The sequence below is a fragment of the Halomonas sp. LS-001 genome (assembly GCF_052983955.1).
Genome location: NZ_CM129816.1, coordinates 1846294 through 1864273 on the forward strand (window position 1 = coordinate 1846294; position 17980 = coordinate 1864273).

The following is a 17980-nucleotide window of genomic DNA, read 5'->3' on the forward strand; positions in this document are numbered from 1 at the left end:
ACCAACGGTTACCCGCCTGAGTGGTTTGAGTGGGCTAGGGAGTGTGAGGTGCGATTTATTGCCAAGCAAATGCTGGCGGTGCCAGGTGAGCAACGTCGAGCAGTACACGCGCAATGGTTTAAGAAGTTTCCACACGCAACACCGCAACGGATAAAAGACGTTTGGAATGAAGTGGTTGCAGAGAAAAACGCAACGCTGCAGGGCAACAAAACGCAACAGTTGCGCAATAACGCAACGAAAACGCAACAAATGCGCAACGGTAGGAGAAAGTGATGCGTTTTATATCGGCGAGGCAGATGATCTTTGATGCGTATCACGAGCAGCGCGGCAGCGTGATGGCGTATGCGCAGGAGATAGCGCGCATGGGGGCTCAGGTTCAGACGACACAGCGCAACAACAATGACTGGCGCATTGTGAATGGGCTGGAATCGGGAGCGGTGATTAGCGCTGTTGAGCGTCAGCCTCAGCACCTGCAGGCGCTGGCACGCTACTGCTTTGGGCCGTTTACTCGCGATGAACTGTCAGAGGATCGGGAATGGTTGCATACCGCTTTGATGCAAGTTGGCATGGAAATGCGCTTGCCAGGTCAGGGGCAGAGCGAACACCCGCCAGCGGAGGCAGTCAGGCAACTGCACTGGATAGCATCGGCAGCGATACACCACCATGCTGAGACGACTTATCCGTATAATCGGCCAGGGCTGCATAATCCGCGCAGGATTGCGGCTTGGATTGAGTTGGAGCATGGGGAGAGAGTTAACGCCCGTGATTGGAGCAGGCGGGATCGCTCAACATGGGGAGGTATCTGGGAGCGGTTGCTGGATGTATTGGATCGATGGGAGTGCGAGGCATTGGCGCCAGTGGCTACGCTGATTCAAAAGGCTGCTTAAGTAGACTGTAGTCATTTGCCTACAACGAGGGTCTCATTGCCAGCGTACATGAATATGCTGTTTCCTGATTAGGGAGTAATATTCATTAACTAAATATGAGGCCGACAATGGCTGATCGTCGAGTAACCGCAACAGGAAAAAATAGCGACAAAGATATCACGAAGCTCTGTAATTCACCTGAGTGGTGGTCCCCTCGTAGTAAGGCAGACGCAATTAGCGATATTGAGCTGAATATTCACACGTATTACGTCACTGACGGAGGTGGCAGACGAGCCGATATCCATGTGGCTGGTTCCGGTGCATCTAAGTACCTGAGGACAAATGCTGACTCATCATCGTCTAATAATCTCGATAATTTGCCAGATTGTTAGATGTTTTACTGTGAGTTCGTCCTACCACGTTGCCTCATAAGCACGAACACGCGAATTTTCTCTTATTCCATTTCTGCCCTTGCTTTTAGCAAGGGTGTTTTTATAAGTGGCTGTCTACTCACTGGCTTCCCTTTGAAGTGGGAAAGTCTTAAGGTTAGCCTTAGGTTACGCTTTATTTTCTTCATGAGGGGGGTGTATGGGAGAAAACACCGAATCACAAAAAAACAGTGATGGGCTTGATGATAAGTTAGTTGATAAGCTCGTATCTATAGGAAAGGGGGCTTCAGGTTTAGTCCCTATGGTGGGCGGCTCTTTAGCTGAGATCATTGGGAATGTAATTCCAGGCCAGCGAGCTGAAAGGGTTTCTAAATACCTTCGTGCTCTTTCTGAAAGAGTGGAACACTTGGAAACGACTGTTCAGGAATCGCTTTTACAAAACCCAGAAAAAGTTGATCTTATCGAGGAAGGTGGTTATCAAGCTGCTAGAGCCACTTCTGATAACCGCATAGAAATGATTGTTGAGGCTGTATCACGAGGATTGACACTAGACGATGCGGAGCTGGTTCGAAGAAAGCGTTTATTATCACTGCTAGGTGAGTTAGATGAAGATGAAATGGTGCTTCTGAATGCGCATGGCCGTGCATACGGAGGGAATGATGGTAATCCTTTTTCTGATGTGAAGCGCCCTCATTCCGTTCATTTAGGCTCCAGTATTGAAGATATTGAGAATGAACACCTCTATGAAAGCGGGCCTAATCATCTGCTTCGTATGGGATTATTGAGAAAAAATTATGGGAACGTTAAGAAAGGTCAACTACCTGAGTTTGATCCAAAAAAAGGCGATTTTAAGCACCACGTTGAAATATCTCAACTTGGTCGGATGCTGCTTAAAGAAATTGGCATGCCCACGCCTTTCGACATAGAGCAAGCGGAGTCATAATCACTTGATGAGAGTTTTCTTTGTGAGAAACAAAAACAACCTGAATGCTTGCCCTCTGCCGCAGTTTGATCTAGCATGCTTCTACTGTCCCATTTTGCGCCCTGGCTTTAAGCCGGGGCGTTTTGCTATGAGGGCCTGCGAGTGCCGTTGCTGTTAGACTTATTGAATGAGCCGCTGCAAGTAGTGATCAAGCATATTCCAACGGATTGGGATGCCGTTAAACACGCGTCTCAGATGAATATGCTAGGTGCGGCGGCTGGCTCTCTTATAGGTGCGCTATCTGGTGCGCTCTTAAGTTATGTGTTCACGCGCAAAACTTTAAATGACAATGCTAAATTACAGCGGTGGGAACGCATTTATCTTGAGATTTATAGCTATAGGCAGGGTTTGAATAAGTTAAAAACTGATTTAAGTTTAATTTTACAAAACACTTCGACTGATAAGAGTTTACAGCAAAAGTTGATGAGCGGTTTAATTGAGTCGCGTGATACAGAACGTAATATTGCTGGATTGCTGCATATTTCTTTGCCTGAATATGATTCCGATATAAGTTTTTTCCAAAATAAATGTGCTGAATTTGAAATCAGCATTAGTGCTTTAGTAAAAAATATACTAAAAAGTGGCGAGCCGTTAGATTTGGAAGCCTGTAAAGATTCTATGTCTAAGCTGGATAATATACAGGGTGCAATAGGCGCTATTAGTATTAAGCTAGCAAAACGTATTCGTAAAAAACGTTAATCATATTTCTCACGCCGTGAGGCGCTGGAGCTTACCATGCGATATATCACTATCCACTGCTCGGCTACCCGAGCCAGTCAGTACGTTGACGCGGCTGAGATACGCCGTTGGCACGTAGATGGCAACGGCTGGCGTGACATTGGCTATCACTACGTCATCAAACGCGATGGCACCGTAGAGAAAGGACGCTCAGAAAACGTTATGGGCGCTCATGTTGGCGGGCATAACACCGGCAATATCGGTATCTGTCTGGTCGGCGGTGTAGCTGAAGATGGCAAGACCCCTGAAAATAACTTTACACCCGCGCAGTGGGCAGCACTTGAGCCGCTGCTTAAAGACCTGCATGGGCGCTATCCGCAGGCGGTCATCATGGGTCACAACGGATTCCCAGGCCACGAAAGCCGAGGCTGCCCTTGCTTCGATTGGCGTACTTACCGTGACCAGCTGCACGCGGCTTGGCAGGAGAAGCCGATAGAGTGGAGTGGCCACTGGTATGACGAAATCGATATGGAGGGCGCTGAATGACAACCGACTACAAGCCAATGAAACCTTCCGTTTTTGAACGCCACATGCAGACCGCTATCCAGGTGCTGCTGGTAGGGCTTTTGCTGTGGGCAGGCACTGAGCTGGTCAAACTGGGCCAGCAAAGTGCTGTGCTTGAAGAGCGATTAACGACACAGGGCGCCATGCTGGCTGAGTTGCGCCAGGAGCTGAAGGTGTGGGGTGAAACCTACTACCGTGCAACAGATGCCCGGCGTGAGCTGGATCATATCGAAACCCGCATTGATGACCTGAATGGCCGTGTGTCGGCGCTGGAAGGTGGGTTGTGAGCCTGATCGGCAAAGCACTTGGCGCAGTGACTGGCCCGCTGTTCGGTGTGATCGATAAAGCGGTGACGGACAAAGACGAAGCGGCGCGACTCAAGCAGGAGATACAAGCTCAGCTGATCGAGTCTGATAACTCAGCGCTCAAGGCGCAGATGCAGGTGATCTTAGCGGAAGCGCAGGGCGAGAGCTGGCTGCAACGTAACTGGCGGCCACTGTTGATGGTGACCATCGTTGCCATCATCGGTAACAACTACCTGATTGCCCCTTACTTGGGCGCTATGTTCGGCATCGGGCTGCAACTGGAACTGCCGGAACGTCTATGGGATGCGATAACCATTGGCATGGGGGGCTACGTTGTAGGGCGCTCTGTGGAAAAGGGTATCCGAAACTGGAAGCAATAAAACCAACACTTCGTGAGGAAGTCGAGATGAATGATCAAGCGATTGAACAAGAGATTCAGGACAAGGGTCTGACCGCGCCGCGTGTTACGCCAGCTGACATTGATAGCCTGATGAGCCATGTAACGTACTACTGTCACGTGGTACCTGGCACGACCACCACCGTTTGTACCGCTATCGATAAGGATGGCTTTACGCTTGCCACTGGCGTGAGCGCTTGCGCATCGCCTGAAAATTTCAATGTTGAACTAGGCGAGAAGATTGCCAAGCAGAATGCAGAGCGTAATGCTCTTGAGGAGCTGTGGAAGCTGGAAGGCTACGCACTAAAGAAACGCTTAGTTGAAGCTGATTAGACTCTCGCTGTGAAGCGACACGCCACGCTGTGAAGCGTTGCAAGAGGCCATGCCGTGAGGCACAGCCATCCCCGCCCGGCACGTCGTGAGACGCCTGGGCTTTTTTAGTTAAGTTTCAAAAGCCTTCGTAATGAAACCCATTCATCTATTTTTTTCTGTAGAAAGCGAGTGATGATGGTTGTGACAAAGACTCCACTTGCGAAAAATAATAAGTACATAATTGTAATAGCTTTTTTTGATTCATCTGTTGTTATATTGCTAAGGTGGTTTGGTAAAGTGTGTAGAATGAAAAAATAAATAGCCAGTACAAGAAAAACTCCTGCAAAAAAAAGAGTCAAGGAGAGCACTCTAAATAAAATGCTTTTATCTTTTTTTATGATTGATTTTCTTCTTATTTTAATTAGGTGTCCGGCTATAATAAATTCTGTTAATGTAGAGTTGGTGTTGGATATTTCAATTAATAATCTAAGGGTTAGTATGTTAAGCTTTTTTCCTGTAAGAGATAAGTATGAATCTTTTATTAGTTTTTCTTCATGTTTTTGCATCGATTGATTGTTGAATAAAGGCTTGCAGTCAACTAGAAACTGTCTTCTTTTTTCCATGTAATTGTTTGAACCGTTATGCCTGCTAAATTTCCATGTGAGAAATAGCGCAAGTAACCCAATGAGTGCACTAACCCATTGGTTAGGCGTTGAGTTTATTATTGGTAGTTGTTTGATAAAGCTAAGAGTTAAAGAAACAAATTCTTCTAGCATGCTGCACCTTTTTATATAAAAAATAAATTAGATGTAACTATATCTCAAAGGCACAGGAGGCGCTGCCAGCAATGGCGGCGTTTTTTTTATGGCGAAACGACACGATTGGGAGCTGATCGAGCGTGAGTACCGAACCGGTCGTTTTTCGCTTGCTCAGTTAGAAGCGCGCCACGGCGTTAACCGCTCAAACATTTCTCGTCGCGCAAAGAAGTACGGCTGGAAGAAAGACCTGAGCGGGCGTGTGCGTGAGCGCACCCAGGAAAAGATTACCCGTGTATCGCTGCCGCCGGAGGCTCAAGAAGCACTGGCTGAGCAGGATGATGCCATCGTTGAGTTTGCGGCGAACGAGAACGCCGCCGTGGTTAAGGGGCACCGTAAAAACCTTGAGCGCTGGCGGGGCATTGCTGAACGCTTTGCTGAATTGCTTGAAGGGCAGCTAGCTGAAGGCAAGATCAAGGTAGATCTACCCACCGGAGGAACGGCAGAGATCGATGTGCCGCTGGAGTATGTCGGTAAGTGCATGGGCCATGGCACTCAAGCCCTTGAGCGGGTGGTGAAGCTTGAACGCCAGAACTACGGCCTTGACCTGAAAGACGATGACTCTAAAGCGCCAGAGGCTGAGCTAACCGATGACGAGCTAGATGCCCGTATCGCAGAGTACACCCGCAAGGTGAAAGGTGAGTGATGATAGCCGTATTGCCCGACTGGCGTTGCTGGCAGCGCTGGAAGAGAAGGCCCGCCGCAAGCGCTACAACCTGATACGCGACATATTTCCCGACACCGGCCCCTACCGGCGTGAGCTGTACAAAAAGCATCTGGAGTTTTTCAGGGCAGGCAAACAGCACAAAGAGCGGCTTTTCATGGCCGGTAACCGCGTTGGTAAGACCATCGCTGGTGGCGGGGAAATGACGTACCACCTTACGGGCGAGTATCCCGACTGGTGGGAAGGCCGCACCTTTGATAAGCCAGTCACGGCGCTCGCTGCAGGCGATACCAGCCAGACGACACGCGACATTATTCAATCCAAGCTGCTTGGCGGGCTGTGGGATACCCCAGAGTTCGGCAGCGGTCTGATTCCCCGCGACAAGCTGGGCAAGCCGACACCGGCACGCGGCGTTGCCAACCTTTACGAAGAGATCAACGTCAGCCATGCCAGCGGTGGCACCAGCCGATTGATGCTGCGCAGCTATGACCAAGGGCGCCGTATCTTCCAGGGCACCGAGCAGGACGTGGTGTGGCTGGATGAAGAAGTGCCCAAAGACGTGTACGACGAAGCCCTGATCAGGACGATGACCACACGCGGCATTGTGATGATGACGTTCACGCCATTGTCTGGCCTGACAGAACTGGTTGTGTCCTTTCTTGAATCCAAACATGAACAGGAGCCGGTATGACCGACCCCATCCAAGGCGAATACCTCGCGGGCAGCGTTAGCGCCAAGTACCAGAACCGCACTACGGCAGTGGCCAGGCGTATTGCTGACCTGGTGCGGGAGCGCGGCATCAAGGAAGGCATGTTGTCGGTGAAGGTGGCGCGGCAGGTAGACCCACACCTCAATAGCGGCGACACGCTGACGATTGCAGGCGCTACTTTCATGGTAGGCCTGCGTTGAGCCGCTACGTCGTGCAGGCAGGGTGGGCAGACGCGCCGCACCTTAAGCAAGAGGATATTGACGATATGGCCCGAGGTATCAGCCCTCACCAACTTGAGGCACGCATGAACGGCACACCGACGCTTGGCTCTGGTGCCATCTATCCGGTACCGGAAGAGGACATTATCTGTGACCCCTTCCAGTTGCCTGGCTGGTGGGCGCGTGCTTATGGCCTGGACGTAGGCTGGAAGAAGACGGCGGGCATCTGGGGTGCGCACGACCGCGACACTGACATTCTTTACCTGTACAGCGAGCATTACCGGGGCCAGGCAGAGCCGACGGTACACGCCAAGTCGATCAAGATGCGCGGCGACTGGATACCTGGAATCATCGACTATGCAGGCACGAATCAGAGCGACGGCAAACGCGTGATGACGCTTTACCAGGATGAAGGGCTGAACCTGACCGCCGCTGACAAAAGCGTTGAGGCCGGGTTGCTTGAAATGCTGGACCGACTTAGCACCGGGCGACTCAAGGTGTTCAGCACGATGCAGAACTGGTTAAGCGAGTACCGGCTTTACCGACGCGATGAGAAAGGCAAGATCGTCAAGCAGAACGACCACCTGATGGACGCCACCCGATACCTGGTGATGAAGCTGCACTTGGCAACGACGCGACCGGTTGAGCAGATCGGCTACGGTTCACTGCCCGGCGACCCCACAGCAGGATACTAATATGCAACAGCAAGCGACTGCCGTGATGGCAGACGAAGACGACGAGACGCCGGTTGAGTTGACACCGGAGGAAGCGGAAGCACTGAAACAGCAGCAGGAAGAAGAGCTGAATGTGCTGGGTAGCAAACTGCACACCCTGGCTCATGATCAGGTGGCAGCGCGTGACCAGATTGAGACCCGCTGGCTGGAGGACTTGCGGCAGTACAACGGCAAGTACACGCCTGACGAGCTGGGGCGCATGCAGCAAAAAAGCAGTGTCTACGTCAATATCACGCGCAATAAGACCCGCGCCGCGATTGCCCGTCTAAGCGACATGCTACTGCCCAACGACGATACCAACTTTGCCGTTAAATCGACGCCGGTGCCGGTGATGAGCAAAGTGCAGCCGCCGATGCAGGCGGATATGCAGCAGTCCGGCATGATGCAGGAAGGGATGTCGCAAGACCCGATGCAGCCGCAGGCGATGCCAGAGCAGGGCATGATGCCAGGGCAAGGGCAGCCGGGCATGGGGCAGCCCGAAGCGCCCGACCCACAGCAGGTGGCAGACGATGCAGCAAGGGCGATGCAAAAGCAGATCGAAGATGACTTTGCCGACAGCCGCTATAACGCCCATGTGCGCGATGTGATTCAAGATGCCTGTATCACCGGTATCGGCATCCTCAAGGGGCCCAGCATTATCAACCGCACCCGCCGCGCCTGGCTGACTGACGAGCAGACGGGGCAGTCGTTCGTTGAGATGCAGGAAGAGTTCAGGCCCGTGGTTGAGCGCGTGGACCCTTGGGATTTTTATCCGGACATGAGCGCTGCCCACATGGGGGAAGCGGAGTTCGTTTTCGAGCGCAAGCTGATCAACCGCAAACAGCTGCGAGAACTGGCCGACCTGCCAGGTGTGATGAAAGACCAACTACGTCGTGCCCTGAAAGACGATGATGGTGGCCACATTGCCCAGGACAGGCGCGACGACCTGCGCGAGATTACGGGCGTTGACACGGTGGCCAACGGTAGCCGCTACGAGTTGTGGGAATACTGGGGGCCGCTGGACAAAGAAGAGCTTGAAGCGTGCGGTTGCGAGACCGACGACGACCCACTGGTGGAGTACACCGGTTGCGTACTGATGGTGGGCCGTCATGTGATTAAAGCCGCCATGCACCCGCTGGACAGCGGCGAATTGCCATACTCGGTGTTCAACTGGGAAGAGGACTCAGCAAGCATTTTCGGCTTTGGCGTGCCTTACCTGATGCGTCAGCCGCAGAAGGTGGTCAACGCTGCCTGGCGAATGATGATGGACAACGCCGGGCTATCCGCTGGCCCGCAGATCGTGGTCAATAAACGTACTGTACGCCCAAAAGATAACGATTGGACGATACGCCCCAACAAAGTGTGGGAGTACACCGGCGATGCGCCGATAGATCAAGCCTTCCTAAGCGTGCAGATACAGAATAACCAGGGCGATATGGCAGCCATCTTCAATATGGCGCAAAGCCTGGCGGATACCGAAACCAATCTGCCCATTCTGCTGCAGGGTGAAGGCATGGGCGACGGCCCTGGCGCCCGCACTGCGTCCGGCATGCAGATGCTGATGAACAACTCCAACATCGTGCTGCGCTCTGCCGTCAAGAATTTTGACGACGGTATCAGCGTGCCCACGGTTCGCCGCTTCTACGACTACCACATGATGTACACCGACCGGGCCGAGATCAAAGGCGATTTTGATGTGCTGGCCAGAGGTACGAGCGTGCTGATTGCCCGCGAAGAACAACAGGAAAAGCTGATGCTGTTGGCCCAGGTGGCGGCACAGAACCCCATTTTTGCTGACCTTACAAACTGGAGTGGGTTGTACAAGGAGATACTGCGCACGCTGCAGGTGCCGGTGGATACGGTGACTTACTCCGACGAGGAAGTAGAGCAGCAGCAATCATCGCAGGGGGAAGAAGGCCCGCCGCCAGAGTTGCAGGTCAAGATGCAGGAGCTGCAGCTGCGAGAGCAGGAACTGCAGTTGAAGACCCAGCAGTGGCAGCAGGAAAGCCAGATGAAAGCGCAGGAGCAGCAATTCGAGCAACAGTACAAGGCGGCAAAGCTTCAATCTGAACAGGAGCGGGTGCGCCTTGAAATCGCCCTGAAAGAAGGGCTGACGCTGGCACAACTTGAACAGAAAGCCGGGCTTGAGAGCCAGAAACTGGAGCTTGAAATGCAGAAAACGGCAGCCCAGCTACAGAACCAGCGCGATGTAGAGGCGGCACGGCTGACCGACCGCCAGAACGACCGCCTGGCACGACGTGACAACATGGCCCAAGGGTTTGATAGCTATGGGTAAGATCGACATACACAGCCTGACTTGGCAGGCCGTGGAAGCCTGGTTGACCGAGCGGCGCGCTGATTGCGTGCAGTCGCTTATCAACGGCACCGAGTTTGATCAGCGGTTGCGCGGAGAAATTCGCGTGATGGATGACCTGATCGAGCACGCGCATGAAGCGCACACCACAGGAGAAAGCGATGAACCAACTGAGTGAACTCACGGTGCCGGGCACAACCACCCGTCGATGGCATCACAAGGAAACGGTGGCAGGTGAAAGCGAGCCGCTACTGATTCCATCAACCGGCCGGCTGACCGCGATTGCGGTGATGCCCAGCGGTAGCGCACGGGTAGAGGCCACGTTAAGCCCTTATGCGGCGATCCGTAATGGCGAGGCCGAATGGCACCCGTGGCCGCAGGGCGATGTATCTGATAACACGACCGACCTGGCAGCCGGTGCGGTTAGCGCTTTACGGCTGGTAGGCGATGGAGCATGGGAGGTGACGCAGTGAGCAATTTTCTGTTTATGTCGGCAGGTAATGGTGTCGGTGGTGAGTCAGCGGAGCTTCCGCCAGTAACAGTTCCTACAGTACGCCTGGCTAAACACAACCAACGCTTTGCGATTGTTGAATCTGAAACACCTTACGTACAAGTGATCACGACTGAAGGAAGTGCTGTATTCCCAGTTGGTGATAACGAAACACTGCTAATGCCTAACCCTGATAAAACAGCGCCGATTTTTAATGAGCCCGGCTGCATTTGGGTGGGAGTTTCTGAAGATGGCCGTTGGGGCGCTCCCGTTGACAAGGTGATTGTTAAAATCTTTGCGTTAAGATTTTTCTCCATCTATGACGGGGGGTTTTCTATCAGCGGTGATGCGCCAACGGATCATACGGTTCGAATTACGAATATCGAGCAAGGGTGGTCTGAAACAGTCGGCGTCGAGCTGCTTGGCTGGCGTGATGATGCTAGATGGGAGCTTCCTAATAATAATCAGGTTTTTGTTGAAGGGGATAGAGTTTTGTTTGAGCTGCTAGATAGCAGTGAAGCATCTGTTGACTCATTCCAATCCATTGTTTGACAAAACTGATTTTTAACTCACCCGCTAATGCGGGTTTTTTTATACCTGCATTCCTTCAAGGAGTGCGGGCTTTTTCATGCCGTGAGGCACTAACGTAGTGACGACAGCCGTTCGGGAGAACCGCTATGAAAACCGATACCCAGCCGCTTGATAAAGAGCCGCAGGACACCCCCCAAGCTGACGATGAGTTTGATTCAGCGTTTGACGAGTACGCCGGTAAGAGTACGGCACCGGATGAGCGCGATGAATATTATCGTGAGGAAGCGCCTGAGCCTGAACCCGCGCCTGAACCAGCACCGGAGCCGGATGTTAGCGAGCGACTAAAAACGCTTGAAACCGAAAACCAGAAACTCAGACATTCCGATGCCAGCCAGCGGGGGCGATTAGGTGCCTACCAGCGGCAGATCAACGAACTACAGCAGCAGCTGCAGCAACGCCAGCAGCAAACCCAGCACGCCAACGGTCAGGAAAAAACCGATGATGAGCGCCGAGATGAAGTTGCCCAGGAGATGGGTAGCGATGATTGGCAGGCGTTCAAAGACGATTTTCCGGATATGGCGCGCGCCGTTGAGGCCCGTCTTGATACAGACCGGCAGAAACAGGCGCAACTTGCGCAACAGATTGCCTCCTTGCAATCCGCCGTTCAACCCATCCAGCAACAGGCCCATGAGCAAGCCATACAATCGGAATATGCCCGTCTCGAAGACCGGCACTCAGATTGGCGTGATGTGATTCGTGCGCCTGAATTTAAAACATGGTTGCAGGTACAGAACCCGGCGATTAAAGCCTTGGCAGCAAGTGATAGTGCCGATGACGCATCCGCACTGATCGACTTCTACAAAGGCATGGTGCCGACGGGGAATAACAGCCGTGCAACGCACGACAAACGGCAGGATCGACTGGCCAGTGCGCAAACCGTGAGCCGCCGTGGCGCCGCTCAGCAACGGGGCACACCAGAAGATTTTGATGCCGCCTTTGATCATTACGCCGCAAAACGAATGCGGCAACGCTAATCAACTTACCGTGAGGTAACACACAATGCGTACGACATACGGCGATATTAGCCAGCGAACCGCTGCCTGGGCCGCCACTGAAATGCTGGCTCATGCCGAGCCTATCCTGGTGCTTTCCAAGTTCGGGCAGTCCAAACCGCTACCGAAAAACAAGGCCGACACCGTTAAGTTTCGCCGACCGGTGCCTTTTGTGGTGGTGGATATACCGCTGATCGAGGGTGAAACGCCCGCCGCTCAGCAGATGCAGTATGAGGACGTAGAAGTCCAGATCAAGCAGTGGGGCGCTTGGGTTGAGATCACCGACGTGGTGGACGATCTGGCGGAAGACCCGGTGCTATCTGATGCGTCTATGCTGTGTGGCGAACAGGCGGCGGAAACCATCGAGTTGCAAACCTGGGGCGCGCTCCGAGCGGGTACCAACGTGGTATACGCCAACGGTGCGTTACGCACAGACGTTAACACGCCGATCAGCCTGGCCAAGCAGCGCACCGTCACCCGTGCTCTGAAGGCGCAGCGGGCCAAGAAAGTCACGCAGATGGTAGGTGGCTCGCCCAACTATTCCACCGAGCCGGTGGACGCGGCGTTTATTGCCTTCGCCCACACCGATCTTGAGGCGGATATCCGCGACATGAACGGCTTCGTGCCCACCGAGAAGTACGGCAGCATGAAGGCGTTGCCGTATGAGATCGGTAAGGTTGAGGATGTGCGTTATGTGCTCTCGCCGGTGCTGGACAAGTTCATTGACGCCGGTGGCGCAGAGAACGGCATGGTTTCCACCGGTGGTGGGAATGCCGATGTTTATCCGGTCGTCTACATCGCTAAAGAGTCTTACGGCCTGATTCCGCTGAAAGGCAAGGGGTCCATCACGCCGAAGGTGTTGAACCCCGACACCCCGCGTGGCGGTGACCCGCTGGGCCAGCGTGGTTCCGTTGGTTGGAAAACCTACTTTGTGGCGAAGATTCTCAACGAGGCCTGGCTGGCTCGCCTTGAGGTTGCCGCGACCAACCTTGAGTAACCCTGAGTAGCATCCACAAGCCCTGGCAACCGCTGGGGCTTTTTCTTTCCCGCTTACCGTGAGGTAACCGTTATGTCAGACGTTAACGTATCAACCATGGAACGCCCTGAGCTTGAGCAGACCGCCAATGACCTGGGCATCAAGTTCGCACACAACATCACTGATGACACGCTGCGCAAGAAAATTGCCGAACAGCTGGGTGAAGCGCCGCCACCGGCTATCACGGCACCACCGGCTGACACAAAGCGCAAGCGCTTTGAAATCACCATCCATCAAGATTCCAACGATAAACAGCCCGTGCAGGTGGGCGTTAATGGGCGCATGTATGTCATGAAGCGCGGCGTCAAGGTCACCGTGCCGGACACCGTGGTACACGTTCTTGAAAATGCCACGCGCTTTGAGTATGACCCGCGCACGATGCAGCGTAGTGAGATCACCGCTTACCCGTTCACCGTTCACCGCGAGCTGTAAACCATGACGTTTCTGGAGCTGTGCCAGCGGTTGCGTCAGGAGGTTGGCGCAGCTGGGAACGGGCCGCAGAGCGTTCAGCTGAATGGTTGCGGGGGGGAATACGCCCGCTTGATTGATTGGATCAAGCTGGCTTGGCACGAAATTCAGACCGAGCAACCGCGCTGGCGGTTTGCCTGGGCGCAGGGCGGTTTTGATGTGCAGCCAGAGTTTCGCAACTATGAAATGCCCGAGGATGTGCGCGAGTGGGCGTCTGACACCCTTCAGTGCAATGGCATTCCGCTGACACAAGTGAGCTGGCCGGACTTTCGAGAGCGTTACAGCGAAGATACCGGCTACGTTCGCCCGCGCTATATCACGATCAGGCCTGACGGCATGCTGTTGATGGATACAACGCCAGACGCAAATGGTCGAGTGACCTATGAATACTGGCGTATCCCCCAGGCGCTGGTTGAAAACACCGATGTTCCCCGAATGCCATCGCGCTTTCACATGGCGATTGTGTACCGGGCAATGCGTTACTACGGCTATTACGAGAACGCGCCAGAGGTGATTCAGGCGGCAGACCGTGGCGAGGCGCGAGTGTTCGTCGAGATGGTTAACGATGAAATGCCGCGTATGGAAACAGGGGAGCCGCTGGCATGACACGAAACATTTTCGTTCCCTTGGGCGGTGGGCTTGATCTGGTGACGCCGCTCAGGCAAATGTCACCGGGGAAAACCATTGCGTGTGTGAACTATGAATGCCCGGTAACGGGAGGCTATGCCCGAATTGAGGGGTATACGCAGATGGGGCCAGAGGTGCCCGGTGTCGGCCCGATTCTGGGGGTGGCCACCTTCTATGATCGGCACTATGCAATACGCAAGAATGGCGAATCGATAATAACCGAGCCAGAAGTTATCGGGACGGTCTCGTCAGACCTTATTATCTATGATCCAAGCGCTGACTTGGTAACCGGGTTTGATGCGGGCTGGTTTTCGACCGGTAGCAGGTTCGACACGCTGGCCGGTTCAAAAGGTAACACGCGGACAACCAAGCCTTTCCCTGTGAAAAGTAACGGGGAGTACCTAAAGCTAACCTGGCAGGGCGTGATCGACCGTACTCGAATACGCTGGCGGGATGCTGAGGGCAATGTTGAAAGTGATTATGAGCCGTGGCCTCTTGTGTCTTTGCTTAGCGTTGGCGAAGGGGCTACTGAGGCAAGAGTGCATTTTTCCAGCGAGGAAAACACTCTGGCACATGATCCTTATATTGCCATGTACGACACGGACTTTCTTGCTTCGCCAGCATACACACTAGACCTGTTGTTTCGCGCTGACTTCGGCAATATCGATCTGCAGGTAGGCTGGTGGTTAGATGTTGAATCGGATGAGCTGACCCGGCGTTTTGAAATTCAGGAAATAAAAGATGATGGCTGGCTTCGGCTATCACTGCCGGGAGGCGCACCATTAGATGATGTGATGGTTAACCGTTTCATGGCAACAATCACCGTCACCAGACCACCTGAAAACGTTGGAGCCAATAACAAAGCCAGCCTTTACCAGCTAGTTGATATTGATGCGGATAATCAGGAATGGGTGCTGATCGCTGGTGGCCTTGAGCCTTCCAGACATTCGTTGGTTGAGGGCAACCTTTACGCCACTGACGCGGGTAACGCCTTGTATGGTGTGGCAGGCGGCAAGCCGTTTGAGCTGGCACAAGATAACACCTTGACCGTCATAGCGGACGCTCAGCCTGGTGCCACCAGCATTGCCGTACACCAGAACCATCTTTTCCTTGGGTATCCTGCGGGGTCAGTGCAGTTTTCCGGTATCGGTGACCCACTCAACTGGAATGCGGCAACGGGTGGCGCCGGTGAAATCGGTGTTGGCCAGACCGTTACCGGCATTGTGCCTGGCGTGGGGGGCGTGCTGCACATTCTGACCCGTGACAGCATCCAGATGCTACGCGGCACCAGTGAAATGGATTGGCAGTTGGTGATGACAGCCCCCAACACCGGAGCCCGTGAGCATTCCGCCCAGACCATGTTACAGCCGTACTTTGTCAGCGAGCGCGGTATTACCGCACTGCAGGCAGCGCAGGAGTTTGGTGACTTCTCGGCACTTCACCCAGGCGCGCCGGTGGAGCCGCTATTCACCAAGGGCGGTTTGCCTGACCGCGTGGTGGCCAGCGGCGTCTCAAAGCGCAAGGCACAATACCGGGTTTGGTTTGATAACGGCACCGGCTTCTATATGAGCCCGACCGGTATCACACAGGTGCAATACCCGGTACAGGTGGCGGCTGCCCATAGCGCCGAACTGTTTTCCGGTGAAGAGTTCCTGATGATGGGCGATGACGAAGGTCGTGTGTATCGCCTGGACCATGGGGATGACTTTAATGGTGAAGCCATCCGCGCCTTTCTCACCCTGAATTACAACGACATTAACCAATCCAGCATGCGCAAGCGGTTCCGTCGTGCTTTCTTCGACATCCGTTCTGGCACATCGTCGCGTATCTGGGTGCAGCCCAGCTTTGAGTATGGCGATTGCCGTGTGGCGTTGCCGTGCCGCTTCCCGATTGATTTTATCTTGAGCGGCGGACTCTGGAATATCGACAGCTGGAACGAATTTTACTGGTCGGTGGGCGTGATGGGTATCGAGATGATTGACCTGCCCGGTACCGCCACTTCCGTCAACTTTGCCATTTTCTCCGACACCCATGATGCCCCCCATGAACTGCTGGGGTATGACCTGCATTTTCAACCCAGGAGGCTAAAGCGTGGCTAAGAAAACCTATTACGACAACAGCAACGAAGGACGACGCTTTCAGCCTGGTACCCTGGCGCGGGGCGAGCATGTTGATAGCAAATTTGACCAGGTTCAGGCTGGGTTTGAACAGGCAGAGCAGGACATACGCCGTGCCGTCAAGTTGCCCTTTACGCCTGCCATGAAGAGCCAGGAAATTCTCGCCAATCCGACGCAGCGACGCTACAAGATGATCGGCTTTGATGAGAACGGCGACTTAATGCTTCACCTTTCCGCGCAGGAGGCACTGGATAAAGCGCTGGACTTACTGGACGGCTTGAACGAAAAGCTGGAACAGGCGTGGATTGATGCGGACAAGCGCGACCCTAATGGGGTGGAAGTCACGGCAACGGACACCAACGATAAGCGGCGCCTGGATGACTGGACCAGGCAGGTGCTGGATAACCGCGATGCGGCAAGCGGTGCTCAGGATGCCGCCGACGGTGCGCAAGCGGCAGCTGATAACGCCCAGAGTGCTGCTGATAATGCGCAATCTGACGTGGATGACCTGGCCCAGAATGTCGGCAATATCGAAACGACGGTCAATAACATCGTCAATGAAACAGGTGGACTGGGTGACGCGCTGGACGCACTGCAAACCAGCACGAGTAACAACGCCAACAACATCAGCACGCTGCAGGACGATGTGGCGGCCAATACCGGGAATATCTCAACCAACGCTGGTGCCATTAACGCATTACAGAACCGCTCCATAACGGCAGGCAATGGGCTGATTGGTGGCGGCGACCTGAGCGCTGACCGGAGTATCCGGCTTGGTGTGCCAAGCATGATAACAGGCACCACAGGGAACGAGCGGACGGAAGACAGCCACACCCACGCCATCAAGGCGACAGCAGCCCGTAACAACACCTCAGATGATGCTTTGTTGCTTGCTAGTGCGATGAATGCCCACCGTACCAGCGCCGATCATGATGAGCGTTACTATACCAAGAACGAAGTAGATACCGCGCTTGCCAACGTTGAGTCTTCAAGCGATACCAGTGGCTTGCAATCTACTGTGAACAGCAATACCGATGCCATTAGCGCGCTTGAGAGTCGCGCTATTACTGCAGGTATCGGCCTGGTCGGTGGCGGTGATTTAACCTCAGACAGAACCATTACCCTGGGCCTTCCAAGCATGCTTTCCGGAACGACCGCCAACGCCCGTACCGACACCAGTCACTCTCATGCCATCAAGGCGACAGCGGCACGCAACAACACCTCAGATGACGCGCTCTTACTGGCGAGTGCCATGAACGCTCACCGTACCAGCGATGACCATGACGGACGCTATTACACCAAAGCACAAACCGAAGCGCTGGTGGCAGGCAATGATCCTTCAGGTAGCGTTTCTACGCTGCAAGACGACGTAGAGGCTAACACCAGTGCGATCAATGCACTTGAAAGCCGCACAATTACCGCAGGTAGCGGCTTAGTGGGAGGTGGCGATCTGAGCGCCAATCGCTCGATTCAGTTGGGTATGCCAAGCACGCTATCAGGAACAACCGCTAACAGTCGTTCAGATGACAGTCACACTCACAATATTGTGGCTACCGCTTCGCGTTTCAGCACCTCAGACGAGGCGCTTTTACTGGCGAGTGCCATGAATGTACATAGAACCAGTGCTGACCATGACGGGCGCTATTACACAAAGAGCGAAGTGGATGCAGCTGTGCAGCCAATTCAAGGATCACGCCTTTTATTTGATAACAGTATGTTTGGAGGGGTTTAAC

At 53.7% G+C, this 17980-nt stretch carries 24 protein-coding genes; 23 read left to right on the forward strand and 1 reads right to left on the reverse strand.

Annotated elements, in window-relative coordinates:
* Positions 1 to 48: 48 nt before the first annotated feature.
* From ACU6TU_RS08310 to ACU6TU_RS08350, 9 genes are all read left to right on the forward strand, one after another.
* Entirely contained in the window at positions 49 to 273 is a 225-nt protein-coding gene (locus tag ACU6TU_RS08310; protein ID WP_447144083.1) for a hypothetical protein, read from the forward strand.
* Positions 273 to 887: a hypothetical protein gene (locus tag ACU6TU_RS08315; RefSeq protein ID WP_447144084.1), complete on the forward strand. Its 615-nt coding sequence runs from the start codon at positions 273 to 275 to the stop codon at positions 885 to 887. Before ACU6TU_RS08310 ends, ACU6TU_RS08315 begins: the two co-directional genes overlap by 1 nt.
* A gap of 107 nt (positions 888 to 994) precedes the next feature.
* Positions 995 to 1258: a DUF3892 domain-containing protein gene (locus tag ACU6TU_RS08320; protein WP_447144085.1), complete on the forward strand. Its 264-nt coding sequence runs from the start codon at positions 995 to 997 to the stop codon at positions 1256 to 1258.
* A gap of 196 nt (positions 1259 to 1454) precedes the next feature.
* Positions 1455 to 2198 (forward strand): hypothetical protein, encoded by a 744-nt coding sequence (locus ACU6TU_RS08325; RefSeq protein WP_447144086.1) that lies wholly within the window; start codon positions 1455 to 1457, stop codon positions 2196 to 2198.
* A 141-nt stretch (positions 2199 to 2339) separates the two neighbouring features.
* Positions 2340 to 2936 (forward strand): hypothetical protein, encoded by a 597-nt coding sequence (locus ACU6TU_RS08330; RefSeq protein WP_447144087.1) that lies wholly within the window; start codon positions 2340 to 2342, stop codon positions 2934 to 2936.
* Positions 2937 to 2972: 36 nt separating this feature from the next.
* The gene (locus ACU6TU_RS08335) at positions 2973 to 3461 is read left to right on the forward strand and encodes an N-acetylmuramoyl-L-alanine amidase (protein WP_447144088.1); all 489 of its coding nucleotides are present in this window, start codon (positions 2973 to 2975) and stop codon (positions 3459 to 3461) included.
* Complete coding sequence (locus ACU6TU_RS08340) at positions 3458 to 3766, forward strand: hypothetical protein (protein WP_447144089.1); 309 nt, start codon at positions 3458 to 3460, stop codon at positions 3764 to 3766. Before ACU6TU_RS08335 ends, ACU6TU_RS08340 begins: the two co-directional genes overlap by 4 nt.
* On the forward strand, positions 3763 to 4164 hold the full coding sequence (locus tag ACU6TU_RS08345; protein ID WP_447144090.1) for a 3TM-type holin: 402 nt from the start codon (positions 3763 to 3765) through the stop codon (positions 4162 to 4164). Before ACU6TU_RS08340 ends, ACU6TU_RS08345 begins: the two co-directional genes overlap by 4 nt.
* A 26-nt stretch (positions 4165 to 4190) precedes the next feature.
* A complete protein-coding gene (locus tag ACU6TU_RS08350) occupies positions 4191 to 4514 on the forward strand; it encodes a Gp49 family protein (protein ID WP_447144091.1) in 324 nt (107 codons plus the stop codon).
* A gap of 104 nt (positions 4515 to 4618) precedes the next feature.
* Here ACU6TU_RS08350 and ACU6TU_RS08355 read toward each other — a convergent pair whose 3' ends face one another.
* Positions 4619 to 5269, reverse strand: coding sequence for a hypothetical protein (locus ACU6TU_RS08355; protein ID WP_447144092.1), 651 nt, complete (start codon positions 5267 to 5269; stop codon positions 4619 to 4621).
* Between the two features lie 88 nt (positions 5270 to 5357).
* On the opposite strand from ACU6TU_RS08355, the gene ACU6TU_RS08360 reads away from it, so the two are divergent.
* The 14 genes from ACU6TU_RS08360 (at position 5358) to ACU6TU_RS08425 (ending at position 17979) form a co-directional block, all read left to right on the forward strand.
* Complete coding sequence (locus tag ACU6TU_RS08360; protein ID WP_447144093.1) at positions 5358 to 5954, forward strand: hypothetical protein; 597 nt, start codon at positions 5358 to 5360, stop codon at positions 5952 to 5954.
* A complete protein-coding gene (locus tag ACU6TU_RS08365) occupies positions 5947 to 6663 on the forward strand; it encodes a terminase large subunit domain-containing protein (protein ID WP_447144094.1) in 717 nt (238 codons plus the stop codon). The genes ACU6TU_RS08360 and ACU6TU_RS08365 overlap by 8 nt, the downstream gene beginning before the upstream one ends.
* Positions 6660 to 6881, forward strand: a complete 222-nt coding sequence (locus ACU6TU_RS08370; protein ID WP_447144095.1) for a hypothetical protein — start codon at positions 6660 to 6662, stop codon at positions 6879 to 6881. The genes ACU6TU_RS08365 and ACU6TU_RS08370 overlap by 4 nt, the downstream gene beginning before the upstream one ends.
* On the forward strand, positions 6878 to 7594 hold the full coding sequence (locus ACU6TU_RS08375) for a phage terminase large subunit family protein (protein ID WP_447144096.1): 717 nt from the start codon (positions 6878 to 6880) through the stop codon (positions 7592 to 7594). The genes ACU6TU_RS08370 and ACU6TU_RS08375 overlap by 4 nt, the downstream gene beginning before the upstream one ends.
* 1 nt (position 7595) lies before the next feature.
* The gene (locus tag ACU6TU_RS08380; RefSeq protein ID WP_447144097.1) at positions 7596 to 9908 is read left to right on the forward strand and encodes a portal protein; all 2313 of its coding nucleotides are present in this window, start codon (positions 7596 to 7598) and stop codon (positions 9906 to 9908) included.
* Positions 9901 to 10104, forward strand: coding sequence for a hypothetical protein (locus tag ACU6TU_RS08385; protein ID WP_447144098.1), 204 nt, complete (start codon positions 9901 to 9903; stop codon positions 10102 to 10104). The genes ACU6TU_RS08380 and ACU6TU_RS08385 overlap by 8 nt, the downstream gene beginning before the upstream one ends.
* Entirely contained in the window at positions 10088 to 10399 is a 312-nt protein-coding gene (locus ACU6TU_RS08390; RefSeq protein WP_447144099.1) for a hypothetical protein, read from the forward strand. Before ACU6TU_RS08385 ends, ACU6TU_RS08390 begins: the two co-directional genes overlap by 17 nt.
* Positions 10396 to 10968 (forward strand): hypothetical protein, encoded by a 573-nt coding sequence (locus ACU6TU_RS08395; protein WP_447144100.1) that lies wholly within the window; start codon positions 10396 to 10398, stop codon positions 10966 to 10968. Before ACU6TU_RS08390 ends, ACU6TU_RS08395 begins: the two co-directional genes overlap by 4 nt.
* Positions 10969 to 11093: 125 nt before the next feature.
* On the forward strand, positions 11094 to 11981 hold the full coding sequence (locus ACU6TU_RS08400) for a hypothetical protein (protein ID WP_447144101.1): 888 nt from the start codon (positions 11094 to 11096) through the stop codon (positions 11979 to 11981).
* Between the two features lie 25 nt (positions 11982 to 12006).
* A complete protein-coding gene (locus ACU6TU_RS08405; protein ID WP_447144102.1) occupies positions 12007 to 12996 on the forward strand; it encodes a N4-gp56 family major capsid protein in 990 nt (329 codons plus the stop codon).
* 72 nt (positions 12997 to 13068) lie between these two features.
* Entirely contained in the window at positions 13069 to 13467 is a 399-nt protein-coding gene (locus ACU6TU_RS08410) for a hypothetical protein (protein ID WP_447144103.1), read from the forward strand.
* Positions 13468 to 13470: 3 nt separating this feature from the next.
* Positions 13471 to 14109: a phage adaptor protein gene (locus ACU6TU_RS08415; protein WP_447144104.1), complete on the forward strand. Its 639-nt coding sequence runs from the start codon at positions 13471 to 13473 to the stop codon at positions 14107 to 14109.
* Positions 14106 to 16229 carry a hypothetical protein gene (locus ACU6TU_RS08420; protein ID WP_447144105.1) on the forward strand — a complete coding sequence of 708 codons (2124 nt, stop codon included), beginning with the start codon at positions 14106 to 14108 and terminating at the stop codon, positions 16227 to 16229. Before ACU6TU_RS08415 ends, ACU6TU_RS08420 begins: the two co-directional genes overlap by 4 nt.
* Positions 16222 to 17979, forward strand: a complete 1758-nt coding sequence (locus tag ACU6TU_RS08425; protein ID WP_447144106.1) for a hypothetical protein — start codon at positions 16222 to 16224, stop codon at positions 17977 to 17979. The genes ACU6TU_RS08420 and ACU6TU_RS08425 overlap by 8 nt, the downstream gene beginning before the upstream one ends.
* The last annotated feature ends 1 nt before the right edge of the window (position 17980 follow it).